The organism is Rhizobium sp. 32-5/1 (assembly GCF_029537235.1).
GTDB lineage: Bacteria > Pseudomonadota > Alphaproteobacteria > Rhizobiales > Rhizobiaceae > Pararhizobium.
In genome coordinates, this window is record NZ_CP120638.1 from 266,012 (window position 1) to 292,097 (window position 26,086).

General features: G+C 59.6%; 24 protein-coding genes, 4 tRNA genes and 3 pseudogenes. 11 read left to right on the forward strand and 20 right to left on the reverse strand.

Features of this window, described 5'->3' with window-relative positions; translation table 11 throughout:
- Positions 1-24 precede the first annotated feature (24 nt).
- The 5 genes from P6U16_RS01345 to P6U16_RS01365 all read right to left on the reverse strand — a co-directional run bounded on the left by P6U16_RS01345 (position 25) and on the right by P6U16_RS01365 (position 1,606).
- Positions 25-429, reverse strand: coding sequence for a hypothetical protein (locus P6U16_RS01345; RefSeq protein WP_277702332.1), 405 nt, complete (start codon positions 427-429; stop codon positions 25-27).
- A gap of 154 nt (positions 430-583) precedes the next feature.
- Positions 584-769, reverse strand: coding sequence for a hypothetical protein (locus tag P6U16_RS01350; RefSeq protein WP_277702333.1), 186 nt, complete (start codon positions 767-769; stop codon positions 584-586).
- Positions 766-966 carry a hypothetical protein gene (locus tag P6U16_RS01355; RefSeq protein ID WP_277702334.1) on the reverse strand — a complete coding sequence of 67 codons (201 nt, stop codon included), beginning with the start codon at positions 964-966 and terminating at the stop codon, positions 766-768. The genes P6U16_RS01350 and P6U16_RS01355 overlap by 4 nt, the downstream gene beginning before the upstream one ends.
- Positions 963-1,355 (reverse strand): hypothetical protein, encoded by a 393-nt coding sequence (locus P6U16_RS01360; protein WP_277702335.1) that lies wholly within the window; start codon positions 1,353-1,355, stop codon positions 963-965. The genes P6U16_RS01355 and P6U16_RS01360 overlap by 4 nt, the downstream gene beginning before the upstream one ends.
- 83 nt (positions 1,356-1,438) lie before the next feature.
- Complete coding sequence (locus tag P6U16_RS01365; RefSeq protein ID WP_277702336.1) at positions 1,439-1,606, reverse strand: DNA-binding protein; 168 nt, start codon at positions 1,604-1,606, stop codon at positions 1,439-1,441.
- Positions 1,607-1,740: 134 nt separating this feature from the next.
- On the opposite strand from P6U16_RS01365, the gene P6U16_RS01370 reads away from it, so the two are divergent.
- Both P6U16_RS01370 and P6U16_RS01375 read left to right on the forward strand, forming a co-directional pair.
- The gene (locus tag P6U16_RS01370; protein WP_277702337.1) at positions 1,741-2,193 is read left to right on the forward strand and encodes an Arc family DNA-binding protein; all 453 of its coding nucleotides are present in this window, start codon (positions 1,741-1,743) and stop codon (positions 2,191-2,193) included.
- Entirely contained in the window at positions 2,194-3,390 is a 1,197-nt protein-coding gene (locus P6U16_RS01375) for a site-specific integrase (protein WP_277702338.1), read from the forward strand.
- Positions 3,391-3,548: 158 nt separating this feature from the next.
- Here P6U16_RS01375 and P6U16_RS01380 read toward each other — a convergent pair whose 3' ends face one another.
- The 9 genes and pseudogenes from P6U16_RS01380 to P6U16_RS01420 form a co-directional block, all read right to left on the reverse strand.
- Positions 3,549-3,938 carry a hypothetical protein gene (locus tag P6U16_RS01380; RefSeq protein WP_277702339.1) on the reverse strand — a complete coding sequence of 130 codons (390 nt, stop codon included), beginning with the start codon at positions 3,936-3,938 and terminating at the stop codon, positions 3,549-3,551.
- A 440-nt stretch (positions 3,939-4,378) separates the two neighbouring features.
- Positions 4,379-5,281 (reverse strand): metal-dependent hydrolase, encoded by a 903-nt coding sequence (locus tag P6U16_RS01385; protein ID WP_277702340.1) that lies wholly within the window; start codon positions 5,279-5,281, stop codon positions 4,379-4,381.
- 108 nt (positions 5,282-5,389) lie between these two features.
- Positions 5,390-6,425 (reverse strand): annotated as a pseudogene (locus P6U16_RS01390) (GlxA family transcriptional regulator).
- A gap of 182 nt (positions 6,426-6,607) precedes the next feature.
- Complete coding sequence (locus P6U16_RS01395; protein WP_277702341.1) at positions 6,608-7,297, reverse strand: TIGR02117 family protein; 690 nt, start codon at positions 7,295-7,297, stop codon at positions 6,608-6,610.
- 50 nt (positions 7,298-7,347) lie between these two features.
- Positions 7,348-7,424, reverse strand: a tRNA-Arg gene (locus P6U16_RS01400).
- A gap of 40 nt (positions 7,425-7,464) precedes the next feature.
- A complete protein-coding gene (locus tag P6U16_RS01405) occupies positions 7,465-7,770 on the reverse strand; it encodes an ETC complex I subunit (RefSeq protein ID WP_277702342.1) in 306 nt (101 codons plus the stop codon).
- Between the two features lie 192 nt (positions 7,771-7,962).
- A tRNA-Pro gene (locus tag P6U16_RS01410) sits at positions 7,963-8,039 on the reverse strand.
- Between the two features lie 83 nt (positions 8,040-8,122).
- Positions 8,123-8,620 carry a DUF192 domain-containing protein gene (locus P6U16_RS01415; RefSeq protein WP_277702343.1) on the reverse strand — a complete coding sequence of 166 codons (498 nt, stop codon included), beginning with the start codon at positions 8,618-8,620 and terminating at the stop codon, positions 8,123-8,125.
- On the reverse strand, positions 8,620-9,198 hold the full coding sequence (locus P6U16_RS01420; protein ID WP_277702344.1) for a cold-shock protein: 579 nt from the start codon (positions 9,196-9,198) through the stop codon (positions 8,620-8,622). The genes P6U16_RS01415 and P6U16_RS01420 overlap by 1 nt, the downstream gene beginning before the upstream one ends.
- 207 nt (positions 9,199-9,405) lie before the next feature.
- On the opposite strand from P6U16_RS01420, the gene P6U16_RS01425 reads away from it, so the two are divergent.
- The 4 genes from P6U16_RS01425 to P6U16_RS01440 all read left to right on the forward strand — a co-directional run bounded on the left by P6U16_RS01425 (position 9,406) and on the right by P6U16_RS01440 (position 12,126).
- Complete coding sequence (locus tag P6U16_RS01425) at positions 9,406-9,846, forward strand: VOC family protein (RefSeq protein ID WP_277702345.1); 441 nt, start codon at positions 9,406-9,408, stop codon at positions 9,844-9,846.
- Positions 9,847-10,235: 389 nt separating this feature from the next.
- Positions 10,236-11,639, forward strand: coding sequence for a D-Ala-D-Ala carboxypeptidase family metallohydrolase (locus P6U16_RS01430; protein WP_277702346.1), 1,404 nt, complete (start codon positions 10,236-10,238; stop codon positions 11,637-11,639).
- A gap of 133 nt (positions 11,640-11,772) precedes the next feature.
- Positions 11,773-11,846, forward strand: a tRNA-Glu gene (locus tag P6U16_RS01435).
- A 206-nt stretch (positions 11,847-12,052) separates the two neighbouring features.
- Positions 12,053-12,126: transfer RNA gene (locus tag P6U16_RS01440), tRNA-Glu, on the forward strand.
- 69 nt (positions 12,127-12,195) lie between these two features.
- On the opposite strand, the gene recJ is transcribed toward P6U16_RS01440, so the two are convergent.
- The 4 genes from recJ to P6U16_RS01460 all read right to left on the reverse strand — a co-directional run bounded on the left by recJ (position 12,196) and on the right by P6U16_RS01460 (position 17,207).
- Positions 12,196-13,998 carry a single-stranded-DNA-specific exonuclease RecJ gene (gene recJ / locus P6U16_RS01445; protein ID WP_277702347.1) on the reverse strand — a complete coding sequence of 601 codons (1,803 nt, stop codon included), beginning with the start codon at positions 13,996-13,998 and terminating at the stop codon, positions 12,196-12,198.
- Between the two features lie 128 nt (positions 13,999-14,126).
- Positions 14,127-15,449, reverse strand: a complete 1,323-nt coding sequence (locus tag P6U16_RS01450) for a homoserine dehydrogenase (protein ID WP_277702348.1) — start codon at positions 15,447-15,449, stop codon at positions 14,127-14,129.
- A 78-nt stretch (positions 15,450-15,527) separates the two neighbouring features.
- Entirely contained in the window at positions 15,528-16,745 is a 1,218-nt protein-coding gene (locus tag P6U16_RS01455) for an LL-diaminopimelate aminotransferase (RefSeq protein WP_277702349.1), read from the reverse strand.
- Between the two features lie 126 nt (positions 16,746-16,871).
- Complete coding sequence (locus P6U16_RS01460; RefSeq protein WP_277702350.1) at positions 16,872-17,207, reverse strand: SHOCT domain-containing protein; 336 nt, start codon at positions 17,205-17,207, stop codon at positions 16,872-16,874.
- Positions 17,208-17,373: 166 nt separating this feature from the next.
- On the opposite strand from P6U16_RS01460, the pseudogene phaC reads away from it, so the two are divergent.
- The 4 genes and pseudogenes from phaC to radC all read left to right on the forward strand — a co-directional run.
- A pseudogene (gene phaC / locus P6U16_RS01465) lies at positions 17,374-19,226 on the forward strand (poly(3-hydroxyalkanoate) polymerase subunit PhaC).
- 14 nt (positions 19,227-19,240) lie between these two features.
- Entirely contained in the window at positions 19,241-19,960 is a 720-nt protein-coding gene (sfsA, locus tag P6U16_RS01470; RefSeq protein ID WP_277702351.1) for a DNA/RNA nuclease SfsA, read from the forward strand.
- Positions 19,961-19,990: 30 nt separating this feature from the next.
- A complete protein-coding gene (gene map, locus P6U16_RS01475) occupies positions 19,991-20,818 on the forward strand; it encodes a type I methionyl aminopeptidase (protein WP_277702352.1) in 828 nt (275 codons plus the stop codon).
- A gap of 59 nt (positions 20,819-20,877) precedes the next feature.
- A pseudogene (gene radC / locus P6U16_RS01480) lies at positions 20,878-21,615 on the forward strand (DNA repair protein RadC); the annotation flags it as partial.
- Positions 21,616-21,627: 12 nt separating this feature from the next.
- Here the strand turns inward: radC and P6U16_RS01485 are convergent.
- Positions 21,628-22,689: a magnesium and cobalt transport protein CorA gene (locus P6U16_RS01485; protein WP_277702353.1), complete on the reverse strand. Its 1,062-nt coding sequence runs from the start codon at positions 22,687-22,689 to the stop codon at positions 21,628-21,630.
- A 234-nt stretch (positions 22,690-22,923) separates the two neighbouring features.
- On the opposite strand from P6U16_RS01485, the gene sthA reads away from it, so the two are divergent.
- The gene (sthA, locus tag P6U16_RS01490; RefSeq protein WP_277702354.1) at positions 22,924-24,321 is read left to right on the forward strand and encodes a Si-specific NAD(P)(+) transhydrogenase; all 1,398 of its coding nucleotides are present in this window, start codon (positions 22,924-22,926) and stop codon (positions 24,319-24,321) included.
- Positions 24,322-24,456: 135 nt separating this feature from the next.
- Here the strand turns inward: sthA and tig are convergent, their stop codons facing one another.
- Entirely contained in the window at positions 24,457-25,929 is a 1,473-nt protein-coding gene (gene tig / locus P6U16_RS01495) for a trigger factor (RefSeq protein ID WP_277702355.1), read from the reverse strand.
- Between the last annotated feature and the right edge of the window lie 157 nt (positions 25,930-26,086).

Consider the following 26,086-nt stretch of genomic DNA (forward strand, 5'->3'; position numbering starts at 1 on the left):
CTATCGGGAGACCTATTTCGACAGCTATCGAAAGCCCTTTGGTAAGGGCTTGCTGGATTGTCGGAGATAGAAGGCTTCGTACGATACTGTGTACTCAGCCTCGGCGACTTCTCGGATCATGTCGCTCTTGATTTGGCTGATGCACCGACAAGTGCCGATCGCATGTTTTTCGTTCGTGATCGCGTTTTCGGCATACCATCCGGGCACGTACAGCTCGTTGGTATCCTCGTCGAATACGATCAGCCCGGCGGCAGCGATGGCCTTCCGGGCGGAAACGTAATCTGAAACATCACACTGAAGGTCCGCCGATGCGTAGAGATCCGGCAGCTTATAGGTGCCGGCAGACGTTTGATGCTTGCCTCCGAGGAGGTAGAAGTAGACGCCTCGCGCTGCCCAATCGAGATTGAGCCAGCGCTTGTCCTCGAACATGCTTGGAAGAACCTTGGTGAATGATCGCATTATCGGCGCGCCCTTTCACACCGGGCAACGATCCACATGCCGGCGTCACCGACGAGGTGACCGAGCCACGCGATGCCTTTCGCGATCTTGAGCAGACCAATGGCTGTGAGAAGTGCGAGGAGCCTCATCTGCTCGGAACTCCGATCAGGTAAAGGCGCCCGCACTGGCGGCTGTCCTCGTCGAGGGTTTCCTCGGTCTCGTCGTCTTCAAGATCCGGATCGCCGTCGAGTATGTCGAGGAGGGCAATCAAGTCCTCAATGCGGGCTTCCACCTCGGCCCTGCGGTGTTGGTAGATGGACAGGCTTCTCATGACTGCCCGCCCTCCATCTCGTCAACGAGGCTTTGGACCTTGTTGATTTCCTCCTGAGCGTTGGTGGCGAGCAGATCGAGCGAGCAATAATGATCACCGTTGCCAAGAACGGTTTCGATCATGACGCGCATGGCGTGGATATAGGAATGTGCAGCGCCGAGGCTGTCGCGGAAAGGTTCGATTTTCGGGCTGATCATCGGGAAGCCTCCCAATCCGCAAAGGCCGTGGTTCCGGTCACGTCGTCGGCGAGAAGCGGCGACCCATCATCTACGTAAATCCGAGCGACCGGGGCGTGGCGCTTCTTGGCATCGCCGACGATCAAAGCAAAGTGATGGGCGTGGTTGATCTCGGCGCGCCAAAAGTGATCCGGGTGCATCTCGGCCATGGCGTCGGCAAGCGCGTTGGCATGATAGCGCGCCTTTTCGGACGGCATGGCCTTGGCGAGAAAGTCGTCGATGCTTGGCGCCTTGTTCTCGGCAGCCAGTGACGCCGCCGGGATCGCGCTGGCCGCCATGCCACCGAGAAAGATGCGGCGCGAGAGGGCTGGCAAGATCGCCGCCCCGATGCTATGTTTCGTCCTGTTCATGTCCTGATCCCCTGATTTGGTTGAACCGGCCCGGCATGGTGTGCAACCACCCGCCGGGCCTTTTGCGTTCTGGAGGGCGGCGCTCAATTCGCGTCCTCCATGAAGAAGCTGATGAGCTTGCTGCGCTCGACAACCCAGCGGCCGCCGACCTTTTTGGCCGGAATTGCTCCGGTCGTGAGCATGTGGAACGTGACGCGGGCAGATCGACCGATAATCTTGGCGATGTCTTCAGCGCCCCACACGAGGTCCATCGCCTCTTTTTTCCGAAACAGTCACGATTGGTCATCTCCTGTTAATATCCAACGGATATAGCTTATCCAATGGATATAGATTGACGTCAAGCCAAAAATTATCCAATGGATAGTGGGAGTGGGGAAATTAGGTAATGGCTGAGAATAGAAGCAAGTCGGATCAATACCTGCTGCGCCTCCCTGCTGGGCTGCGCGGCAAGCTTAAAGAAGCGGCAGACGCCAATGCCCGATCATTAAACGCCGAGATAGTTGATCGGTTAGAGCGCTTCCCTGAGCTCTCCCGCTTGAGAATGGACATTGCCTATCTCGAGACTGAAAACTCTCGACTGGCTAAGGATCTCGACATGGCCCGAGCGGCCGTTGATGACGCCAAAGCGTCGGCGTTTGCCCGTCAACTTCTTGCCAGCGAACGACACGCGGACCCGCACCAAGACGGTGAAACTGAAAACAAACAGCCGATCATTCGCTTGCCGGAGGATTTGGCAGAAGCGATCAGCAAGGCCGCCGAGAAGATGAGGAGAACGATGGAAGATCAGGCAATCGACACGCTTGAGAAGTCGTATGTGCTCCCCGGTCGTTTGAAGTAGATGTCAGTCCGCAAGCGCGAATGGACCACTCCCAAAGGCGTCGAAAGATTCGCCTGGGTGGTCGATTATGTCGACACCACCGGCAAGCGCCGGATGAGAACATTCCGCCTGAAAAAGGAAGCTGACCAATTCGCCGCCACGGCCACTGTCGAGGTTCGCGAGGGAGTCCATGTCGCGGACACCGCGAGTGTGACCGTCGAAACGGCCGGTAAGCTCTGGCTGAAATCAGCCGAGCGGCGCGTCGAGCATGGGACACTCGTCCAATATCGCCAGCACATGAACCTTCACATCGTTCCGGCCATCGGGCAGGTTCTGCTTTCCCGCCTCACCGTGCCTGCCGTTCGCGAGTTCGAGGAGACAATGCGCGAGGCTGGCAAGTCACCGGCCATGGTGCGCAAGGTACTCGTTTCGCTCGGATCGATTCTTGCAGATGCGCAAGAGCGCGGGCTTGTCGTCCGCAATGCGATCCGAGAGAAAAGCCGGACACGACAAAAGGGCCGCGACATGCGCCTGGAAAAGCGTCATCGCGGCAAGCTGAAGGTTGGTGTGGATATTCCAACGCGGGAGGAGGTCAAGGCGCTCGTTGCCGTCTTGGAAGGACGCTGGCGCCCTCTCCTGCTGACCGCGATCTTTGCCGGCCTGCGCGCTTCCGAACTGCGCGGCCTGCGATGGTCAGACGTCGATTTCGCAAGGCAGTTGATCCACGTTCGCCAGCGCGCCGACTTCACGAACGAGATCGGCCGTCCGAAGTCAGAAGCGGGAGAGCGATCGGTGCCGGTACCGCCGATGGTGATCAATACGCTCAAGGAATGGAAACTCGCCTGCCCGAAAGGCGATGCCGATCTGGTCCTTCCGAACGGCTCTGGAAACGTTGAAAGCCACACGAACATCGTTCGCCGTGGTCTGCAGCCTGCGATGATTGCAGCTGGCGTGACGATCGCCACCGACGAGCTGGACGACCAAGGCAAGCCGGTCCTTGCTGCGAAGTATACCGGCCTCCACTCCCTGAGACATTTCTATGCTTCATGGCTGATCAATCGGCGCGAAGATGGTGGGCTCGGGTTGCCGCCTAAATCGGTGCAGGAACGGCTCGGTCACGCGACCATTTCGCTCACGCTGGACACCTACTCTCACCTGTTCCCATCCATGGATGACGCCAGCGAGTTGGCTCTTGCCGAGGCGGCGCTCCTGAGCTAGATGCAACATGGACGCAACATGGAACGCTAGACCGGCTGGAAAATAAGGATTTGAGGCGGACTTTTAATCTGTAGGTCCAGGGTTCGAATCCCTGCGCGCTCACCAAACACCTGAAATCCTTACCGTATCTTCAGGATGAGTTTCCCTCCAAAAATGCTTCACTCCGTCTTCCGATACCGCCGAGCGACATACACAACGTTGCCGCCGACCAGGCTTTTGTAGAGGACGGTGCCTTTGGCGCCGGAGAATTCGGTCATGAAGCGTCGCATCAGCCAGACCTTGCCGATGCGGTCGCGCTTGCGTTTGTCGGCGTGATCGAGGGCTGCGACGACCTCCGACGAGATGTTGCGCTCGGTCTCCAGATGCAGGCCCGGCACTTCCAGATGACGGTCGAGTTCGGCTAAGGCGTTCTTTGACCGCATGTCTGCGAAGGTGAACCAGCCGCCGGGGGCAAGGACACGCGACACTTCGCGGGCAAAGGCGCCGACATCTGCGTAACAATGGGATGATCTCGATATTGACGACGATATCGAAGGATCCATCGGCAAAAGGCAGTTTTTCCGCGTCTCCCATCTGGAATGAGAGTGTAGCCGTGTCGCCATTCAGGCGCCGGGCAAGACGCACCGTGTCAGGCGAATAATCGAGGCCGACGACGGAGGCCGGCTGATGATATCGGGCGATATAGCGCGACCCGCCGCCGCGCCCGGAGCCGACCTCCAGCACCCGCGCACCCTTGACCAGCAGGCCTTCCATGGCCTGCTGATAAAGACCGATGAAGGCGCGTTCGTTTTCGTCTTCCGGTTTGAGCGGAAACGGCGCGCCGGCCGGCACGAAGCCGTAATTCATGAAGCGCCAGTCGCGGTCGCGCCAGAACAGCGACAGGCTGTTGTAGATCCGCCGCCAAAGCCATTTCTGCAGACGGGGAAAACGGCCACCGACAGCGGCCTTGAGGACATTCGAAAACGCACGGCTTGTCATTGTCTTCTTCTCAAGCCTCAGCGGGTCTGTTGAGGGCGGTACCGTTTTCCGAAAACTCGCGGTAGAGCCAATCGCGCCCCTTGCGAACCAGTTCGGCATCATCCTTGTTGGCCGGATTAAAGCCCGGCAGATAATATTTCAGGACGAGCGGCGCGCAGGCCAGCCAATATCCCGGCTTCACCAGAATGACCCAGATGAACCGCATCCAGAAGCGGAAACCGGTTTTGATATTGTCGGTCTTTGCATAGACGGGAATGTTTCGCAGAAAAATCAGAATAAAAGAGATGAGGGTACCGTTCATTGTGCCGACGCGCAGCAGATAGCGCTTCCAGGCAGGCATGTTCGGGGTCGCGGCTTTCAGCACGTCAAGCGCCACCGCCTTGTGCTCCAGTTCCTCCAAAGCGTGCCACATCCAGAGCCGACGATAGGCCGGGTCGGCATTTTCAAACCACTGCGGATGACGCAGCGTCATAGTCGAAAACGTCGCGGTCAAATGCTCGATGGCGCAGGTCGACGCTAGCTTGTAGAGCGGATTGCCGAATATGCCGAGGGCCTGCTTGACCCGCTTTTCCATCCTCTCGACATCGTAGCCGAGCGCCATCATCGCGCGGTTATAATCCTCGTGTTCGCGGGTGTGAAAAGCTTCCTGCACCGAATAGCCGTTGATTTCGGCGGCCAGCGCCTTGTCCTGAAGTTTTGGGGCATAGTGCTTGAGCGAACGGATAAAGTAGCGCTCTCCTTCCGGCAGAAACACCGAAAGACCATCAACCAGCGCCGTCTTGATAAAGTCGCCCTCAAACCAGTGACGCTTGGGATTGGCGAGAATCCCGAAACGGATGTCGCGTGGAATGATGTCTTCGTCGTCGGCACCGGGTGCTGCTCCTACCCATTTTGCCTGTTCAGCCTGTGCCATGGGAACCAGTCCTTCTGCTCATCTACCGTCTGTCGCGAGACGGACACGTCGAACCGCGCTCAATCCCGTGACGTAATGCTAATCTCGTCACCCAAGGTACCGAATGCTTCAAGGTGAGGCAATGGTAGATGGCTGGCTTGATGCGTGCGCCGCTTCACCCGGTTGGACCGCCACGCCGGTCTTTCGGGCCGCCAGCGGACTCTCGCCATACTGCTGCTTGAAAGCACGGGAAAAGGCAGAGAGGCTGTCGAAGCCGGCGCGCAGCGCGATATCCCGGATGGCAAGACGGGTATCGCGCACCAGCCGGTGGGCGGTCTGCAGGCGAAGGCGCAGGTAATAGGCGCCGGGGCTGATGCGCAGCACCCGGGAAAACAACAGTTCGAGCTTGCGCTGCGACAGGCCAAGCCGCATCGACAGCGCCGCCACCGAAAGTGGCCGGTCCAGCGTGCGCTCCATCAGCCGGATCGCGGCGGCAATTTCCGGGTCCAGCGCTTCGATGCGTCCAAGCGAAACCAGCGGCTGCGCGTCGGTCGCGGCATGGGTCTCGTCGTAGACAAAGATGCTGGCAACATCGAGCGCCAAAGCCGAGCCAAAACGCTGGCGGATCAGGTGCAGCATCATGTCGAAGGTCGGCGATGCGCCGCCGGAGGTCCAGAATTTGCCGTCAGTGACGAACCGGTCGGCGCGCACGGCAATATCCGGAAAGGTTTGCGCAAAATCCTCGAGCTCTTCCCAATGGGCCGTGGCGGCGCGTCCGTTGACGAGGCCGGAGCGGCCGAGCAGCCAGCAGCCCGATCTCGATGCCCGCAATCACGGCGAAGTGGCCGGCAGCGGCCTGCAGGCTGGCGATGAAGCGGCGCCCGGCATGCCGCTCGAGATTGAACCCACCGATCACAAGCAGGACATCGCCCTGCTCCGCAGCTGTAAACTGACCATCCACAGCGATGCTGACGCCGCAAGTCAGAAGAACCGGGCCGCCATCCGGCGACAGCAGGCGCCAGCGAAACAGCACCTCGCCGCTGACCCGGTTTGCGGCGCGCATCGGATCCAGCACCGAGGCCAGCGACATGATCGAGGATTCGGGCAGCACCACCAGAACGATATCGGCGGCCTGCCTTGAAGATTGTTTGGGAAACATTCGCAAATAGTCAAATTTTATGCGACTCAAGTCAAATGGAAAAGGGTCGATCAGGCATGATGGTCGCCGTTAGGACCTCCTGTTGCAAGCCGCCCTGGCTTGTGGATTTTCGGAAATTCCCCTGTCCGATATTCTTTTACCGGAGCGGGCCAGAGCAGCAGACACGCTGCTTTGGCCCGATTTTTTCTTTATTTTCCAAGGATATCGTTGTGAAGGCGCAGCGATGTAGAAAGCGTCACCGGCAAGGGATTCCACCAACCGGTTGTCAGGCCTACCTGGCGCAGCGCGGCCGATGTCCAGGTGTTGCAGCCGGCGAACGCGTTGAAATGGCCCCTCGCCTCGAAAAACACGTCATTCTTACCATAGGCAACGCCCGGGATCGGCACCGGGGCTCCGTTCTCCTGCGCAAAGCTCTCCTCGATGAACTGCAGCAGATGCGCGTAACCCTTCTCATCCACGGCGAGCGGCGTAACAGCCGGATGCGTCCTGTCGATCGCCCCGGCACGTTCGACGTGCATGACCGACCGATCGAGGGTCAGCGCTTTCAGGACCGGCATGGGCTTCAACTGCGCCCATTCCGGGGTCTCGATGTAGAAAGCACGTCCACCCCAACCGAAGACCAGATAGAAGACACCGGGTTCATCGATCGCAAGACCGCCGGTCGCGAGAAACCCGAATCGCGCCAAGAGGTCCGCGTCTACGGGAATGGCGATATCAGTGTGGATCGGATTGCTGAGCACCAGGATTTCCCGTGTCGCCTCGCCTCTGGCCGGCATGGAACCGGTCAATAGCGGCCGCGGCACCACAGTGCCTGCAACAAGTACAAGCATAGCGGTGATGACGACAACGCCGAAAGCCCGCAGCAGCCGTCTCATCATCACGGAAATCCTGGCGTTTTGTAACGGGATGCGGGAAACACGGTGAAAACTGGCGACCCCTGCAGGGCTCGAACCTGCGACAACCTGCTTAGAAGGCAGGTGCTCTATCCAGCTGAGCTAAGGGGCCGCTTGAAGGGGAAGCATTTCCCCCGGAGTAACACCAGACGTCAATGCGTCCAGGGCTGCATGCGGTTGAAGCGGAAATTGTCCGTGTAGGACAGGCTCTTTCGCGTGGCGTCCTTCGGGGCGATGACCCGGTATTCGATGCCGTTGCGCTCGGCATAGGCCACGGCCAGTTCCGCAGTCTCGAAGGTCAGCTTGACCTGCTGGCGCGTATCGGACGAACTCGTATAGCCCATCATCGGATCGATCGTGCGTGGCGATTCCTGATCGAACTCGAGCACCCACAAATGCGTCTTGGCCTTGCCGGACTGCATGGCGGTTTTTGCGGGACGATAGATTTTCGCGGACATATCTTAGAGGACTCCACTCTGGTTCCGTGGCCGACCAAATCGCTTTGCCGACACAGCGCATTGCCATAACGCAGATTGCGTTAAAACGGAATGACCCACGACGGATTTTTGACCGATTTTACCGGGTAAGGCTCTTGTCAGAGGATAATCGGTGAAGGACAGGGAGTTTTTGCGCATGAGCGCTTAGATCGATGGTCGGAGTGGAGAGATTCGAACTCCCGACCCTCTGGTCCCAAACCAGATGCGCTACCAGGCTGCGCTACACTCCGTGACCGTCGATGCGGGGAGATACACGCTTCCCCCGCCCCTGCAACAGCTAAATTTCAAGAAATGGCATTGCTGACGATCGGGTTCAGGGCGAAGCCTCGGTGGGGCGATTGTCGATCTGCGGTGTCTTCACCACATCGCCGGTGGCGATGCCAAGACGTTTGACGGTGCCGGCGTTAAGTTCCAGCACATAGGCGACGGGCTCTCCTGAATCGATGATCGCCTCCGACAGCGGAACGGCATTTTCCCGGATGGTCAGTATGCCGCCATCTTCGCCGAGGAACAGCATGTCGAGCGGCAGATAGGTATTCTTCATCCACATCATGACGCGCCGGGTCTGGCCGAAATCAAAGAACATGCCATGGTCGGGGGCCATCTGGCGACGGTTCATCAGCCCCTGCTGGCGGTGATCGGCATCGACAGCCAGCTCTACCTCAAAGCCATGTTCCTTGCCATCAGCGGTCTCGATGGTCAGCCTGTCCCTCGGAAAGGTCAGGTCTTGCGCCTGCACCGGCACACAAGCCAGCAACAAAAAAAGCGCCAGAAAGGCGCTTTCGAAACAGCGGCGCAGCGCAAACAACATCAGTGCGCACGACCGGCGGGCGACGGGACGTCAGGATGAATTTCGGCAGCCATCAAGCCCTTGTCGCCATCGCCGAAGCGCACCAGAACCGTCTGTCCCGGCCGCAGTTCGGTCAGGCCGAATCGGCGCAGGGTTTCCATGTGAATGAAGATGTCCTCGGTGCCATCTCCCCGCGTCAGGAAGCCGAAACCCTTGGTGCGGTTGAACCACTTGACGAGGACGCGCTCCAGCCCACTGGTCGGCGTCACCTGCACATGGGTCTTCACCGGCGGCATCTGCGAGGGGTGCACCGCGGTCGATTGGTCCATGGAAAGAATGCGGAAAGCCTGATAGCCGCGGTCGCGCTTCTGGATCAGAGCCACCACGCGTGCGCCCTCTAGAACCGTCTGGTATCCGTCGCGGCGCAGGCAGGTCACGTGAACCAGCACATCCTGCATACCATTGTCCGGGATGATGAAACCGAAGCCCTTGGCAACATCGAACCACTTGATCACGCCGGTGATCTCCAAGAGATCAAGCGCATCGTTGCCGAACTCGTCATCCGGTGCGACGTCTTTCGATGAAATCCTGTCCGCCATAGCCCGCCAGCCCCTCGATTACGCGTCACAAATAATACGGTTAACTGATTCTTGACGATCAGATTAACATCGTCCCAATGCGAATGCGCAAGCCCTTCGTTGAAATTTGCCCTGTTCCCATTTGTATTTCGCGAGCCTTGCCTCTGGCTTATTGTCCGTTAGATAAAGGGGCTGACAAACATCACTCCGCAAAACAGGGACATTACAATGCGTTATCTGCACACGATGGTTCGCGTCAAAGATCTCGACGCGGCGCTGCATTTTTACGGCACGCTTTTCGGCCTTGTGGAAATCCGGCGCTACGAGAATGAGAAAGGCCGTTTCACCCTGGTTTTCCTGGCAGCACCGGGCGATCTCGACCATGCCAAGGGCGCGCTTTCGCCCTGCCTGGAGCTCACCTACAACTGGAATACGGAAGATTACACCGGCGGCAGGAATTTTGGCCACCTCGCCTATGAGGTCGATGACATCTATGCACTTTGCCAGCACCTGATGGACAGTGGCGTTACGATCAACCGTCCGCCCCGTGACGGGCACATGGCTTTTGTCCGCTCGCCCGACGGCATCTCCATCGAAATCCTGCAGAAGGGTGAAAACCTGCCGCCACAGGAGCCGTGGCTGTCCATGGGCAATACCGGAGCATGGTAAGCCTCGCACAACAGCAAGCAGCGATAACAGTGCAGTGAATGGATCGTCAGCTCCGGCATGCGGTATTGTGGGCATGCATCGGCTGCGTGATCTGGTTGAGATGAAGACAATCGGGCCTTGTGCGAAACGGCACGAGGCCCCCTTTTCCTGCACAGGTTTACAAACATCACATCGTTAACTACACTTTTGTGTGAAATGACGAGAGATCGGACAGTCTGCCGCTCGTATAATCGACGGTCGTGTCGTCCGGGAAGCCAGGCATCGAGAGGGAACGGCGTGAAAGTCCCGTCCGGGACGCGCGGCGTGAAGGTGTCTTCAGCTTCGAATTGACAGCCATGACGGTAAGACATCTCTTGCCTTTGGCTGCCGTCTTTGTGGAGGGTCAAGCGTTGCAGCATCGAGCAGAAAAGGCGGGCAGCCGGCGTCATACGCTATGGGCGCTTGCGCTGACGACGTCGATGCTGGTCCTGTCCGGTTGCGTCTCAGCCGGCTCGCAGGACAAGGACACGGCAAGTCTTTCGCCGGCAGCGACCGATGCAGAGGTATCGGCGACGGACACGGTTGCCGAAGGCGCCATGGAAGATCAGCAGGTGGTCGCCCTCGGCGCCGACGGACAGCCGGCGGATGGCGCTACGGCGAACGCGATGATGCCAGCGAGCACCAATGGCCAGCCCGACTCGCTCGTGCTGCAGACCAACGGGCTCAAGGCCACATCATCCAGCATCTATGCCAGCCAGGTCACAGGCCAGACCCAGATGCCGGGGGACACGGCGATGGGCACAAGCGAGGCCGCAGCGCTTCCGGTGCTGGAAAATCAACCCGGCGTGAAGCCGGTGACAAACAGTCTGTTCCAGAGCAAACAGCAGCCGGCGGCTGAGCCGATGCCCCTACCTCTAGAAGGGGCGAGCAATACAACGCAGGCTGCCGATCCTGCCCAGCAGATTGCAGTAGCGGACACGATCCTGCCGGACAATGCCGCCGCACTCGAAATGCCAGCGTCCGTGCCTTTGCCGCTCAGTGGCGCGGCCGCGCTTCAAGGCGAAACGTCGGGACAACTGCATGCCGTCCAGCCGTCGCAGCAGGCTGCAGCCATGATCGTGACCGCAGATGGTCAGCAAACCGCTTCGCTGCCAATCTCGGACAAGACAGAGACCGAAGAAAAGGACAGCAAGCCGGCCTTTTCGCTCGCAGCTCTCTTTGCCGGCAAGCGAAAGAACAAGACCGCGTTCGACGGCGATCGACTCGGCAAGGCGACACAGAAGAAAACCATCTCGCAAGAGAATGTTCAGCAGCAGCAGGTGGCATCGCTGGCCTACAACGCCCTGCCCGGCGTGCGCGCAACGTCGATGTTTGCAACGGCCGGCGATGCGGAACCAGCGCATGATGACGACAGCGGCACGATCGAGGTCGCATCCCTGCCCGGTCTCGCGCGACTGGCGCCAAACGGGCTCTGGCTGCAGACGCAGAAGGTCGAGACCGGCTGTTTCAAGCCGGAACTGATGCAGGTGCTGAAGATCGTCGAGAATCACTATGGCCGCAAGGTCATGGTGACATCAGGACTGCGCGACCTCAAACACAATCGCCGCGCCGGTGGCAGGCGCCAGTCGCTGCACACGACCTGCGAGGCGGCTGATATCCAGATTCCCGGAATCAGCAAGTGGAAACTGGCCGAGTATCTGCGCACGATCCCCGGTCGCGGTGGCGTCGGCACCTACTGCCACACCGAGTCCGTGCATATCGACATCGGCACCGAACGCGACTGGAATTGGCGCTGCCGCCGCCGCAAGGGCTGAGAGGTCGCCGAAGTTTTCCATTTTCAACAATATTTTCAATGACATAAATTTTATGTCATTTTTTTATACGAAAATGAATTTTCGCGCTTGCGGTCTTTCGAAGGCCTGACTATAAAGCGGCCACACAGCGCTTGCGCCCTTCGTCTATCGGTTAGGACACCAGATTTTCATTCTGGGAAGAGGGGTTCGACTCCCTAGGGCGTACCACTGTGCTTCTCAAATCCAGTTTTGGAATTGATCGAGGAGCTGCCGGAAACGGCGGCTCCGGCGTTGCTTCCTTGTGAACTGCGACGGTTTGCGAACAATGTCGCACATCCCCTTCACGTCTTTGTTTTTACCGCAAAAAAGCGTGAAAAAATACAGATAGGCGCTTGCGGCTTTCAAAGCTGCTGACTATAAGACGCCCACCTGATGCGCCCTTCGTCTATCGGTTAGGACACCAGATTTTCATTCTGGGAAGAGGGGTTCGACTCCCTAGGGCGTACCATGGTTCTCTCCGTAAAATTCGCTGTACACAGCGCGCTTCTTTCTTTGTGAGCCCGCTGACACCTGCTTGTCAGAGTGCCTTTGCAGCATCGATCACCCGCAATTGCACCCGCCGCGACCCCTGCCAGAGATCGGCCGAAATCGAGCCGGCGACATGGATCGACAGGCCGCGCGAGGACAGCAGGAAATCGCCGAGCGGCGTCTCCAGCGCGCGGAAGGCGATGCCTTCGAGCCGCGTCCCATCCAGCCCTTCCAGCGTCACCTTGACGTGGTTGACGCCAACCTGCCGCGCATCGCGCAAGCGGTGCCCCGGCAGCGCAAAGATTGGCTGAGGGTGGCCGGAGCCGTAGGGTCCGGCAAGTTCCAGCTGGTCGATCAAAGAAAGGTTCGCGCCAGAGGCGCCAAGCGCGCCATCGATCTTGAGCGTCTGGACGGAAACGAGATCGCGTATCGCAGCCTCGCCTCTCTCCTCGAAGAAGTGCCGCAGCCGTCCTAGATTGGCGCGCTCGACGGTCAGACCCGCCGCCATGGCGTGACCGCCGCCCTTGACCAGCAGCCCATTGTCCACAGCCGTGCGCACCAGCTTACCCATGTCGAAGCCGCTGATCGAACGGCCGGACCCTGTGCCCTTTCCGTTCGGATCAAACGCGATGGCAAAGGCCGGGCGCCGGAATTTTTCCTTGATGCGCGCGGCAAGCAGTCCGACGATGCCTGGATGCCAGTTTTCCCTTGCCGTGACGATGACCGACGCGGTTTCACCGGTTCCGTATTCGGCCAGAACCTCGGCTTCGGCCTCGGCCAGCATGACGGCCTCCATTGCCTGGCGTTCGCGGTTCAACTCGTCCAGCCGCTCGGCGATCCGCTCGGCCTCGTTCTGATTCTCAAGCGTAAGCAGCCGGCTACCCAGTGCCGCATCGCCGATCCGGCCGCCGGCATTGATTCGGGGGCCGATGAGAAAGCCGAAATGATAGGGCGTCACCGGGCCGCCAAGCCCGGCCTTGCGGAAAAGTGCGGAAAGACCGGGGTTCTGCATATGGCGCGCCGCAACCAGCCCCTTGACGACATAGGCCCGGTTCAAGCCCTTGAGCGGCACGACATCGCAAACCGTTGCCAGAGCAACGATATCGAGCAAGGCCAGAAGGTCGAAACTATCCGCCCGCCGATCGCCTTTCTCCCGCAACAGGCGCATCGCGTTGACGAGGACAAGAAAGACGACGCCGGCGGCGCACAAATGCCCCTGCCCCGACAGGTCGTCCTCCCGGTTGGGATTGACCAGTGCGTGGCAAGGGGGCAGCGCGGTGCCAACCTGGTGATGGTCGATCACCACCACTTCGATATTGCGCTCCGCAGCGACCGCCAGCGATTCCTGGCTGGTCGAACCGCAATCGACCGTGACGATCAACCGGGCGCCATTGTCGATCAACTGGTTGATCGCCGCCGGATTGGGACCATAGCCTTCGAAAATCCGATCGGGAATGTAGATTTCCGCGTCGATACCGAAATGCCGGAGAAACCGGAACATCAGCGCCGAGGACGAGGCGCCATCGACATCGTAGTCGCCGAAGATGGCGGTTTTCTCGCGCCGCTCGATTGCCAGCAGCAGGCGTTCCGCCGCCTTGCGGCAATCCGTCAGCGTATCGGGATCGGGCATGAGCGAACGCAGGGTCGGATCAAGGAAAGCCACCGCATCATCCTGCACGACGCCACGTCCGGCCAGAACCCGCGCGATCAGGTCCGAAAATCCGTGAACCTGGCTGATCGCAAGTGCCCGGTTCTGCCCGGCCTGGTCGAGACGCGAGACCCAGCGCTGCCCGGTCACCGAGTGTTCGACGCCCAGAAACGCCCGCTGAACCGGATCGACCATTTCACTCATTGTCTGCGCCCCTTGATCTTGGTCTTTCCCTAGCGCTTTTTCGCGAACGGCCAAACCCCAAAACGACAAAGGCCCCGCCGGCTTGATCGCTGGCGGGGCCCTTGATGGGTTTCAGACGTGTCCTTGGATCAGGCGACTTTCGGCCGCTCGATGCGGATGACCTGCGGTTCGCCGACGAGGTAACCCTCGTTCTTGATCGAGGCGACCGCTTTGCGGACCGAATCCTCCATCGTCGCATGCGTGACGAGAATGATGGTCTGCGGCGCGCCGGTGTCGGTGTGCGTCTTCGATCGCTGAACGATCGATTCGAGCGAGATCCTGTTTTCGGCCATGCGGGTCGCGATACTGGCGAAGACGCCGGCCTTGTCGACGACCGTCAGGCGGATGAAATAGCCACCCTCGTGGCTCTGGATCTGCGCACGCGTATACGGCAGGAGTGCCGTGACCGGACGGCCGAAGGCCGGGACGGTCTGAGCGCCGGGGCGGCTCTTGGCGATATCGGCGATGTCGCCAAGCACCGCGGATGCGGTTGCATTGCCGCCGGCACCGGGGCCGACCATCAGCAGTTCGCCAAGGATATCGGATTCGATCGCCACCGCATTGGTGACGCCGTCCACCTGGGCGATGACCGAATCGAGCGGCACCATGGTCGGGTGCACCCGTTGCTCGATCCCGCTTTCGGTGCGTTGGGCAACGCCCAGAAGTTTGATGCGGTAGCCGAGATCGGCGGCAGCATGAATGTCGTCGATCGAGATATTGGTGATGCCTTCCAGATAGATGTCATCGGCGGCGATCGCCGTGCCGAAGGCAAGGCTGGTCAGGATCGACAGCTTGTGAGCAGTATCGTTGCCTTCAATGTCGAAAGCCGGATCGGCTTCGGCATAGCCCAATCGCTGCGCTTCCTTGAGGCAGGCCTCGAAGGACAGGCCTTCCTTTTCCATCTTGGTCAGGATGTAGTTGCAGGTGCCGTTCATGATGCCGTAGACGCGGGAAATCGTATTGCCCGTCAGCGACTCGCGCAGCGCCTTGATCACTGGAATACCGCCGGCAACGGCAGCCTCGTAGTTCAATAGCGCGCCATGCTCTTCGGCAATACCCGCAAGCTCGATGCCGTGGGCTGCGAGAAGCGCCTTGTTTGCGGTGACCACATGCACGCCGCGTGAAAGGGCAGCCTTCACTGCTGAATAGGCCGGATCGCCTGCCCCGCCCATCAATTCGACGAAGACGTCGATATCAGCACTTGCCGCAAGCGACGCCGCATCGTCAAACCAGCTTGTCGCGGTCAGATCGATGCCGCGATCACGGGTCTTGTCGCGGGCGGTGACGGCAACGACTTCGATCGGCCGACCGCAGGTCGTCGCCAGCATGTCGCGGCGATCGTGAAGGATGCGCACCAGCGCGGCACCGACGGTTCCCAAGCCCGCAATGCCGATTTTAAGGGCATCTGCCATACCAATTTCCTAACAGTGAGAGAGCGCCCCGCCCGAGACGGCGGAGCATTTCAGCGGAGACGACGGGAGCCCCGTGTCCTAGCGATGAGCGTTCAGCGAGATGACGTTGTGCAACGTATCATCGGCTGTCGAGAGAAACTTCTTGATGCTGCGCGCCGCCTGGCGGATGCGGTGTTCGTTCTCGACCAGCGCCAGACGCACATAGTCGTCGCCCATCTCGCCAAAACCGATACCCGGCGCCACGGCAACGTCGGCCTTCTCGACCAGGAGCTTGGAAAACTCCAGCGAGCCGAGATGCCGGAACTTTTCCGGGATCTTCGCCCAGGCGAACATGGTGGCGGCCGGCGGCGGCACTTCGAAGCCCGCCTTGCCGAAACTCTCGACCATCACATCGCGGCGGCGCTTGTAGATGTTGCGCACTTCTGCGATGTCGGCCCCGTCGCCGTTCAGAGCGTGGGTCGCGGCCACCTGGATTGGCGTGAAGGCGCCGTAGTCGAGGTAGGACTTGACCCGCGTCAGGGCCGAAATCAGGCGCTCGTTGCCGACGGCAAAACCCATGCGCCAGCCGGGCATCGAGAAGGTCTTCGACATGGACGTGAATTCCACCGTGTTGTCGATGGCACCAGGAACTTCAAGCACCGACGGCGGCGGATTGCCGTCGAAGTAGATTTCGGAATAGGCGAGATCGGACAGGATGACGATGTCGTGTTTCTTCGCGAAGGCAACGACTTCCTTGTAGAAATCCAGCGTTGCGACATGCGCCGTCGGGTTCGATGGGTAGTTGATGATCAGTGCGATCGGTTTGGGGATCGAATGGCGGATCGCCCGTTCCAGCGGTGGGAAGAATGTATCGTCCGGTTCGACCGAAATCGAACGGATGACGCCGCCGGTCATCAGGAAGCCGAAGGCGTGGATCGGATAGGTCGGGTTCGGGCAAAGGATTACGTCACCAGGCGCGGTAATCGCCTGCGCCATGTTGGCAAAGCCTTCCTTGGAACCGAGCGTTGCCACGACCTGCGTATCGGGATTGAGCTTCACGCCGAAGCGGCGAGCATAATAGGCAGCCTGCGCGCGGCGAAGACCGGGAATGCCCTTGGAGGAGGAATAGCGATGGGTGCGCGGGTCTTGAACGGCCTCGCACAGCTTGTCGACGATCGACTGCGGGGTCGGAAGATCGGGATTGCCCATGCCGAGATCGATGATGTCCGCTCCGCCCGCTCGCGCGCTTGCCTTCAAACGGTTGACCTGTTCGAAAACGTAAGGCGGCAGACGCCGGACTTTGTGAAACTCTTCCATCTCTAAACCTCGTCTTGCGCGGTCTCCATGCTCTTGAGAATCATGCGGGCAAGGAGAAACGCGCGGTGCAATCAGGCCCACGCGGCCATGAAACGCTTTGCGTCCAATTCAGTCGAAACGCAAGTGCTAATTCTGTATCTGCTTCAGGGTGTCGGCACCGTGATTGGCCGCCAGAGCCTGCAATTCACGCTTGCGGCGCTGGTATTCCGCTTCCGATATCGAACCTGAGGCTCGGGCCGAACCCAAGGCCGTCAGATGCGCCTGAAGGCCGGCCGCTTCATCATTGCTCATTTGTGCGGTCGCCGCGGGTCGTGCGCCTTCGATTACGGGATAGACATCCGGATTGACGGGCTTCATCGTTGCCGAATAGATCGAAGGCTGCTCGTTAGAGGATGTCGAGCCGCAGCCGCTCGCCATCAGCGAAAAGCCCGCCAGTCCTGCGGCCGCTACGATCCGGATCACCGCTGATTTCCCCGTCTTGTTCATAACGACCCCTGCTGATCCCATTTCCGCCCGCATGTCGCAAACCAACTGACATCAAGACGATCCAACATGCGCTGGCACTTGTAATCATTTTAAGGCAGAATGTAAAAAGACAAAATAAACAAGAGACTGTGGAGGAAGCCGGGTGGCAGAAGACAGGAAGGCCGATAGCCAGACCGGCAAAACCGCCGATGGCTTCGGCAACTTCGACCCGAAATCAGTCGATCCCTATATCGTCAAGGATCCGGAAGCCTTTGCCGTCAACCTCGCCCGCACCGTCGAGCAACTCGGCAAGGCAGCGTCCGCGTGGCTCGCGCCGCGGGAAAGCGGGGAAAAACCGATCTCGTCGCCGAACCGGTCGTCGACATGGTAAAAACCCTGTCGAAAGTCTCCGAATACTGGCTATCAGACCCGCGTCGGACGCTGGAAGCGCAAACCTACCTGCTCGGCAGCTATTTCTCGATCTGGTCACGAACCCTGCAGAAGATGAGCGGCGAAACCATCGCTGAGCCCGCCGATATACCACGCAATGACAAGCGCTTCTCGGACGCTGACTGGGTGAAGAACCCGTTCTTCGATTTTCTGCGGCAGGCCTATTTCGTGACGTCGAGTTGGGCCGACAAGATGGTGCGTGATGCTGAGGGGCTGGACGAACACACCCGCCACAAGGCCGCCTTCTACGTCCGGCAGATTTCCAGCGCGCTGTCGCCGGCGAATTTCGTAACGACCAATCCGCAGCTTTACCGGGAGACGGTCGCCTCCAGCGGCGCCAATCTGGTCAAGGGCATGCAGATGCTGGCGGAGGATATCGTTGCCGGCAAGGGCGACCTGCGCCTGCGCCAGACAGACACCAGCAAATTCGCGGTTGGCGAAAACATCGCGATCACGCCCGGCAAGGTCATTGCCCAGAGCGATGTCTGCCAGATCATCCAATACGATGCCTCGACGGAGACCGTGTTGAAGCGGCCGCTTCTAATCTGCCCGCCTTGGATCAACAAGTTCTACGTGCTCGATCTCAATCCGCAGAAGTCCTTCATCAAATGGGCCGTGGACCAGGGCCAGACGGTGTTTGTCATCTCCTGGGTCAACCCGGATGAGCGGCACGCGAAAAAGGATTGGGAATCCTACGCCCGCGAAGGCATCGGCTTTGCGCTAGACACCATCAAGGCTGCGACCGGCGAGGAAGAGGTGAATGCGATCGGCTATTGCGTCGGCGGCACCCTGCTTGCTGCCACGCTTGCCCTGCATGCGCAGGAAGGCGACCGGCGCATCCGTTCAGCCACCCTGTTCACGACGCAGGTCGATTTCACCCATGCCGGCGACCTCAAGGTTTTTGTCGACGAGGAGCAGATCGCCCAGATCGAGGCACGGATGAAGGAGACGGGTTATCTCGACGGATCGAAGATGGCGACCGCCTTCAACATGCTGCGCGCCTCGGATCTGATCTGGCCCTATTTCGTCAACAATTACCTGAAGGGCCAGGATCCCATGCCCTTCGACCTGCTCTACTGGAATTCCGATTCGACGCGCATGCCAGCGGCAAACCATTCCTTCTATCTGCGCAACTGCTATCTTGAGAACAATCTGACCAAGGGCAAGATGATGCTTGCCGGCAAGACGATCTCGCTGAAGGACGTCGAAATCCCGATCTACAACCTGGCCGCCAAGGAAGACCATATCGCGCCCGCGAAATCCGTCTTTGTCGGCAGCCATTTCTTCGGAGGTGACGTGACCTATGTCATGGCCGGTTCCGGGCATATCGCCGGCGTCGTCAACCCGCCGGACAAAGGCAAATACCAGTTCTGGACAGGCGGCAAGGTCGAAGGCGCCTTCGAAGACTGGGTCAAGTCCGCGCATGAAACGCCCGGCTCCTGGTGGCCGCACTGGCAGGCCTGGATCGAAACCCTAGAGGGCGAGCGTGTGCCGGCGCGCAAGACCGGCGGCAAGCTCAATTCGCTCGAGGAAGCACCGGGTTCCTACGTTCGCGCCCGCGCCTGAGGGTACAGCAGCGCATGATCTTCCAGACGCCGCTGGTGCCGGCCACCCTCGTGCAGCGCTACAAGCGTTTTCTGTTCGACGCCGTTCTCGACGACGGCAGCGCCATCACCGGTTTTTGTCCCAATACCGGGTCCCTGCGCGGACTGACGACGCCGGGTTCACGGATCTGGCTATCCGAGCATGACAGCCCGACGCGCAAACACCGGTACATGCTCGAACTGGTCAGCGTCGGCGACACCGTCGTCGGCATCAATACGGGCCTGCCCAACCGGATTGCCGAGGTAGCAATCAGGATTGGACAGGTCGGCAATCTTGCACGCTATGCGACACTCCATCGCGAACAGAAATACGGCCGCAATTCGCGCATCGACATGCTGCTCTCGGATCAGGAAATGGGGCTTGCCTATGTCGAGGTGAAAAACGTGCATTTCAGCCGCGCCCGGGGCCTGGCGGAATTTCCCGACAGTCCGACGGCGCGTGGCGCAAAACATCTGGAAGAACTGGGCGACATGGTGGAAGCGGGCCATCGCGGCATCATGCTCTACCTCATTCAACGGGACGATTGCGACCGCTTCCGCATCTGCGGCGATCTCGATCCGATCTATGCCAAGGCGTTCCGCAGGGCGGTCACGCGCGGCGTCGAGGCATTTGCCTTGAAATGCAGGGTTTCCCCGCAGCAAATTGCGCCGGATGGGCTGATCGCCATGGACGAACCCGCCTTTGCTGATCTATGACAATTTGCAAAGACAACTGAAAGTTCAGCAATGGTGACCTATATCGAGGCGTCTGCCGCCCCTCTCAAGAACACCGGCGTCATCCGCCTCTACAAGCCGGAAGATTTCGAGGGCCTGCGTCGCGCCTGCCAGCTGACGGCGCGTTGCCTTGATGAACTTGCGCCGTTCGTCAAACCGGGCGTGACAACCGACGAAATCGACCGTTTCGTCTTCGATTTCGGCATGGACCATGGCGCCCTGCCCGCGACGCTCAACTATCGCGGCTACACGAAATCCTCCTGCACATCGATCAACCATGTCGTCTGTCATGGCATTCCCGACGAAAAGCCGTTGCGCGAGGGCGACATCGTCAACATCGACGTCACCTATATCATCGATGGTTGGCATGGCGATTCCAGCCGCATGTATCCGGTCGGCACGATCAAGCGGGCCGCTGAACGGTTGCTTGAAGTCACGCATGAATGCCTGATGCGCGGCATTGCCGCCGTCAAGCCCGGCGTAAAGACCGGCGCGATCGGCCAGGCAATCCAGACCTATGCCGAAGCGGAGCGCTGCTCTGTTGTCCGCGACTTCTGCGGCCATGGCGTCGGTCGGTTGTTTCACGATGCCCCCAATATTCTGCATTACGGCCGCGACAATGAGGGGCCGGAGATGCGCGAAGGCATGATCTTCACCATAGAGCCGATGATCAATCTTGGCCGGCCGCATGTGAAGGTGCTGCAGGATGGCTGGACGGCGGTAACGCGTGATCGGTCGCTGTCGGCGCAATACGAGCATACGGTTGCGGTCACGGCTGATGGCTACGAGATCTTCACCCTGTCTCCGGGTGGGCTCGACCGACCCGGTCTCCCAGCTTGAGGATTTCATGACAAAGCCCCCTCCACTTCCGATAGCGAGATTGCGCAGCCGGCGGACGAAAGGGGTTTTTCGCAGAGCAGCAACCAAAGCGCCTGAACCTCGACGCGCCGGCAAAAGCGGCCGACGACGCACATTATCACGGCCACCGGGAGCGGCTTCGCACACGCTACCGCGACAATGGAGACACGGCGCTCGCCGACTACGAAATCCTTGAACTGCTGCTGTTCCGGCTGATCCCGCGCCGCGACACCAAACCCATCGCCAAGGCCCTGCTCGACCGTTTCGGCACGCTCGCCGGCGTCTTTGGCGCGCCGCCCGCACTGCTGCAGGAGGTCAAGGGCATAGGCGAGGCCGTGGCGCTCGATTTGAAACTCGTGGCGACCGTGGCGCACCGGATGCTGAAAAGCGAGCTGAAGGGCAAGCAGGTGCTCGCCTCCTGGTCATCGGTGATCGAATATTGTCATGCCGCGATGGCGCATGAGACACGCGAACAATTCCGCATCCTGTTTCTCGACAAGCGCAATGCCCTGATCGCCGACGAGGTGCAACAGACCGGTACCGTCGATCATACGCCGGTCTATCCGCGCGAAGTGGTCAAGCGCGCGCTGGAACTCTCGGCGACCGCTCTTATCCTCGTCCACAATCATCCGTCCGGCGACCCGACGCCGTCGCGCGCCGATATAGAAATGACCAAGATGATCATCGACACGGCCAAGCCGCTCGGCATCACCGTTCACGATCACATCATCATCGGCAAGGACGGCCATGCCAGCCTCAAGGGGCTCAGGCTCATCTGAGGACAGAAAAACTCAGAGCCACTTGGCCTTACGGAACATGCGATAGAGCGTGCCGCAGACAAAGGCGATGAACAGCAGCACCACGAAGTATGCGTAGCGTATCTTCAATTCCGGCATGTCATCGAAGTTCATCCCGTAAATGCCGGCGACCGCGGTTGGAACGGCAAGAATCGCTGCCCAGGATGCGAGCTTGCGGGAAATTTCCGTCTGCTCGGACTGGCCGATCATCAGGCTCGCCTCGAAGGTGAAGGCAAGCACCTCGCGCAGCGTGTCGATATCCTCCTGGACCCGGCGGACATGGTCGGTGACATCGCGGAACAGCGCGTGCAGCGTGGCGTCCATGCCGGGCAGATCGAGATGCTCGTGCCGCCGGCAGACATCGACCAGCGGGACCACGGCATTGCGCAGGCGCAACAGGCTGCGACGGAGCATGTAGAGCCGCTCGATATCCTTCTTGTCCAGCCGCTCGCGCAGGAGGCGCTCCTCCAGTTCCTCGACCTCTGAATGGATGCCTTCGAGAACCGGCATGTAATTGTCCACGATAAAATCGAGGATGGAATAGAGGATGTAATTCTCTCCATGCGCGAGCGAAGCCGGCGAGGCCTCGCAGCGCTGCCGCACCAGGTTGTAGGAGGTCGATGGTCCATGACGAACAGACACCACATAACCGCGGCCAACGAACAGATGGGTTTCGCCAAAGACGATCTCGTCCTTGTTCATATGCGCGGTGCGCGCCACAACGAAGATCGAATCGCCATAGATCTCAAGCTTGGGACGCTGATGTGCATGGCTCGCATCCTCGATCGCCAGATCGTGAAGGCCAAACTCCGCCTGGACCTCGCGCAACAGCTCGTTGTCCGGCTCATGCAGGCCGATCCAGACCACCGCCTTGTCCCTGCCCTTCCATTTGTGCGCGTCCTTGATCTCGATATCGCCGACACGCTGGCCGTTTTCGTAGGCGGCGGCGGCAATGACACCCGGCCGGCTGCAGGGTTTTACTGACGGTGCCGGCTCTGGCCAAACGACGTGCGGTTTAGCATCGCCACGCGCACTCTCCCTATCCTGCAAGGCCATCGTCCGTCTCCCTTCACCAACATCAGGTCATGGCGGGAGCATCCCCATCATGACTTGAAGTGCGCCTCTCCGGCCCATACCCGGAATTATATGCGCTTTGCCCGAAATAACCATCCGTCTGTCCAGCGCCTGCTTACAACGGTTTATGAAACTGTAAGATTGACGCTATAGACTCTTGTGCGCGACATTTGCCGCATTGCACAACGATTCTCTCCTCTTCACCGGAAGCGTTTCATGACCCAGTACGATCTAGTCGTTGTCGGCAGCGGGCCAGCGGGGCGTCGCGGCGCCATTCAGGCCGCAAAGCTCGGCAAGAAGGTTCTCGTCATCGAGCAGGGAAAACGGGTGGGCGGCGTCTCCGTACACACCGGCACGATCCCGTCGAAGACACTGCGGGAAACCGCGCTCAACCTCACCGGCTGGCGCGAACGGGGATTTTATGGCCGCGCCTACAGGGTCAAGCAGGAGATCAGTGCGGACGACTTGCGCCGGCGCTTGCTGATCACGCTCGACCATGAAGTCGAGGTGCTGGAACACCAGTTTGCCCGCAACCGCGTTCACAACATTCGCGGCAAGGCGAGTTTCCTTGATCCGCAGCGCCTGGAAATCATCAAGGACGATGGCGAGCGGGTCGAAGTGACCGCGACCAGCATCCTTCTGGCCGTCGGCACCAAGCCGTTTCGTCCTGACTATATCCCGTTCGACCACAAATCGATCCTCGACAGTGACGAGCTCTTGGAAATCACCGACCTGCCCCGTTCCATGGTGGTGATCGGCGCCGGCGTCATCGGCATCGAATATGCGACAATCTTCAGCGCCCTCGACACCGCGGTGACGGTGATCGACCCGAAGTCGACGATGCTCGATTTCATCGACAAGGAAATTGTCGAGGATTTCACCTATCAGCTGCGCGATCGCAACATGAAGCTTATGCTGGGCCAGAAGGCTACCAAGGTGGAAAAGCTGGCGGATGGCAAGTGTTCGGTCACGCTCGACAATGGGCGCATCATCAATTGCGAAATGGTGCTGTTTGCCGCCGGTCGCATGGGCGCCACCGATACGCTGAACCTTGCAGCGGCCGGGCTCGAAGCCGACAGCCGCGGCCGTCTCAGCGTCAACCCGGAAACCTTCCAGACGTCCGTCCCGAACATATACGCAGCCGGCGATGTCGTCGGCTTTCCGAGCCTTGCCTCGACATCGATGGAACAGGGCCGGATCGCCGCCCGCGTCGCCGTCGGCGTCATCGCCAAGGAACCGCCGAAATATTTCCCCTACGGCATCTACGCCGTCCCGGAAATCTCGACCTGTGGCCTGACGGAAGAGGAAGTCAAGGAACGCGGCATTCCTTATGAATGCGGGATCGCCCGCTTCCGCGAAACCTCGCGCGGCCACATCATGGGGCTGGATTCCGGCCTGCTCAAGATGATCTTCTCGCTAAAGACCCGCCGCCTGCTTGGCGTCCATATCGTCGGCGAAGGTGCAACCGAGCTTGTCCATATCGGCCAGGCGGTCTTGAACCTGAAGGGCACGGTCGAATATTTCGTGGAAAACACCTTCAACTATCCGACGCTTGCCGAGGCCTACAAGATAGCCGGGCTGGATGCCTCAAACCGCATGGGCGAACCGAAGTAAGTACCAGCACTCGGAGCCACGACACAAGCCGCCCTTACTAGGCGGCTTTTTTGTTGGAAGAAACAATTTTCACAGGACACAAACGCAAAAAGCCGCCCCAATGGGACGGCCTTCTGCACAATAAAGTCCGGAAGATTATTCGGCGCTGTCGTCAGCGGCCTTCTTCTTCGGAGCAGCCTTTTTCTTCGGTGCGGCTTCTTCGCCTTCAGCGGCTTCGGCCTTGGCGGCTTTCTTCTTCGGCGCAGCCTTCTTCGCGTCGGACGAGGTTTCTTCCTCGTCGTCGGCCATCAGTTCTTCCTTGGTCACCGTCTTGTCGGTGACCGAGACTTCGGCCAGCAGGTGATCGACGACCTTTTCTTCGAAGATCGGGGCGCGCAGCGAAGCGGCTGCACCCGGGGTCTTCTGGAAGTAGTCGATGATTTCCTTTTCCTGGCCGGGGAACTGGCGAAGCTGCTCATAGAGCGAACGCTGCATTTCCTCGTCGGTCACCTGGACGCCGGCCTTTTCGCCGATTTCCGAGAGAACGAGGCCAAGGCGCACGCGGCGCTCGGCGAGCTTGCGGTATTCGACGCGGGCATCTTCTTCCGTCGTATCTTCGTCGGCGAAGGTCTTGCCGGCTTGGCTGAGGTCGGTGTTGATCTGGCGCCAGATATTTTCGAATTCGGCATCGACGAGGCGCTGCGGCGTGTCGAACTGGTAGAGTTCGTCGAGCTGGTCGAGGATCTGACGCTTGACCTTCTGGCGGGTCATCGAGCCGTACTGGCTTTCGATCTGGCCGCGGACGATTTCCTTCAGCTTGTCAGCCGATTCCAGGCCGAGCTTTGTCGCCAGTTCGTCGTTGATCTCGACTTCGGCGGCGCTTGCGACGTCCTTCACGGAGATATCGAAGGTCGCTTCCTTGCCGGCAAGGTTTGCAGCCGGATATTCAGCCGGGAAGGTCACGGTGATGACCTTTTCGTCGCCAGCCTTGAGGCCGACGAGCTGTTCTTCGAAGCCCGGGATGAAACGGTTCGAACCGAGAACCAGTTCGGCATCCTCGTCCTTTCCACCGTCGAAGGCTTCGCCATCGACCTTGCCGAGGTAATCGATCGTGACGCGGTCGCCATTGGCGGCCTTGCCCTTCTTCGTCTCATAGGTGCGGGCGCTTTCGGCGATCTTCAGGATCTGCTCGGTGACTTCCGATTCGTCGATCTCGACGACTTCGCGCGTGACCTTAATGCCGCTCGTGTCCTTGAGGGTGATCGCCGGGATCACTTCATAGGCCAGTGTGAATTCGAAATCGGCTTCGGCGTTCAGGATCTTTTCGGCTTCGGCCTCGTCCTCGGTCATCGCGACTTCCGGCTGGGTCGCCGACTTCTCGCCGCGGCCGCTCAGAATTTCGGTCGGCTTTTCACGCACCAGTTCGTTGACGAGCTCGGCCATGATCGACTTGCCGTACATCTTCTTCAGATGCGCGACCGGAACCTTGCCCGGACGGAAACCATTGATGCGGACCTTGTCCTTGGTTTCGGCGAGACGCTCGTTCATCCGAGCTTCCATGTCCTTGGCCGGAATGACGACCTTGAGTTCGCGCTTCAGCCCTTCAGCGAGCGTTTCGATAACCTGCATGTTCAAACCTTCATTTCACGTTGACAGGGCCCTGTCGGTGTTCTTTTTCTGAAAAGCACCTGAGCCGATCCATTTGCCGGGAGTGGCTTTACGCAATTCGGTGGCCGTTTTGCAAGCAAAATGGCACTTTGTCCTCGACCGACGCCAAAGACTCACC

What these genes read in the sequence shown, in the direction of transcription:
- P6U16_RS01345 (WP_277702332.1), bottom strand. Translation starts at nt 429, where the DNA reads ATGTTCGAGGACAAGCGCTGGCTCAATCTCGATTGGGCAGCGCGAGGC.
- P6U16_RS01350 (WP_277702333.1), bottom strand. Translation starts at nt 769, where the DNA reads ATGAGAAGCCTGTCCATCTACCAACACCGCAGGGCCGAGGTGGAAGCC.
- P6U16_RS01355 (WP_277702334.1), bottom strand. Translation starts at nt 966, where the DNA reads ATGATCAGCCCGAAAATCGAACCTTTCCGCGACAGCCTCGGCGCTGCA.
- P6U16_RS01360 (WP_277702335.1), bottom strand. Translation starts at nt 1,355, where the DNA reads ATGAACAGGACGAAACATAGCATCGGGGCGGCGATCTTGCCAGCCCTC.
- P6U16_RS01365 (WP_277702336.1), bottom strand. Translation starts at nt 1,606, where the DNA reads ATGGACCTCGTGTGGGGCGCTGAAGACATCGCCAAGATTATCGGTCGA.
- P6U16_RS01370 (WP_277702337.1), top strand. Translation starts at nt 1,741, where the DNA reads ATGGCTGAGAATAGAAGCAAGTCGGATCAATACCTGCTGCGCCTCCCT.
- P6U16_RS01375 (WP_277702338.1), top strand. Translation starts at nt 2,194, where the DNA reads ATGTCAGTCCGCAAGCGCGAATGGACCACTCCCAAAGGCGTCGAAAGA.
- P6U16_RS01385 (WP_277702340.1), bottom strand. Translation starts at nt 5,281, where the DNA reads ATGGCACAGGCTGAACAGGCAAAATGGGTAGGAGCAGCACCCGGTGCC.
- P6U16_RS01395 (WP_277702341.1), bottom strand. Translation starts at nt 7,297, where the DNA reads ATGATGAGACGGCTGCTGCGGGCTTTCGGCGTTGTCGTCATCACCGCT.
- P6U16_RS01405 (WP_277702342.1), bottom strand. Translation starts at nt 7,770, where the DNA reads ATGTCCGCGAAAATCTATCGTCCCGCAAAAACCGCCATGCAGTCCGGC.
- P6U16_RS01415 (WP_277702343.1), bottom strand. Translation starts at nt 8,620, where the DNA reads ATGTTGTTTGCGCTGCGCCGCTGTTTCGAAAGCGCCTTTCTGGCGCTT.
- P6U16_RS01420 (WP_277702344.1), bottom strand. Translation starts at nt 9,198, where the DNA reads ATGGCGGACAGGATTTCATCGAAAGACGTCGCACCGGATGACGAGTTC.
- P6U16_RS01425 (WP_277702345.1), top strand. Translation starts at nt 9,406, where the DNA reads ATGCGTTATCTGCACACGATGGTTCGCGTCAAAGATCTCGACGCGGCG.
- recJ (WP_277702347.1), bottom strand. Translation starts at nt 13,998, where the DNA reads ATGAGTGAAATGGTCGATCCGGTTCAGCGGGCGTTTCTGGGCGTCGAA.
- P6U16_RS01450 (WP_277702348.1), bottom strand. Translation starts at nt 15,449, where the DNA reads ATGGCAGATGCCCTTAAAATCGGCATTGCGGGCTTGGGAACCGTCGGT.
- P6U16_RS01455 (WP_277702349.1), bottom strand. Translation starts at nt 16,745, where the DNA reads ATGGAAGAGTTTCACAAAGTCCGGCGTCTGCCGCCTTACGTTTTCGAA.
- sfsA (WP_277702351.1), top strand. Translation starts at nt 19,241, where the DNA reads ATGATCTTCCAGACGCCGCTGGTGCCGGCCACCCTCGTGCAGCGCTAC.
- map (WP_277702352.1), top strand. Translation starts at nt 19,991, where the DNA reads ATGGTGACCTATATCGAGGCGTCTGCCGCCCCTCTCAAGAACACCGGC.
- P6U16_RS01485 (WP_277702353.1), bottom strand. Translation starts at nt 22,689, where the DNA reads ATGGCCTTGCAGGATAGGGAGAGTGCGCGTGGCGATGCTAAACCGCAC.
- sthA (WP_277702354.1), top strand. Translation starts at nt 22,924, where the DNA reads ATGACCCAGTACGATCTAGTCGTTGTCGGCAGCGGGCCAGCGGGGCGT.
- tig (WP_277702355.1), bottom strand. Translation starts at nt 25,929, where the DNA reads ATGCAGGTTATCGAAACGCTCGCTGAAGGGCTGAAGCGCGAACTCAAG.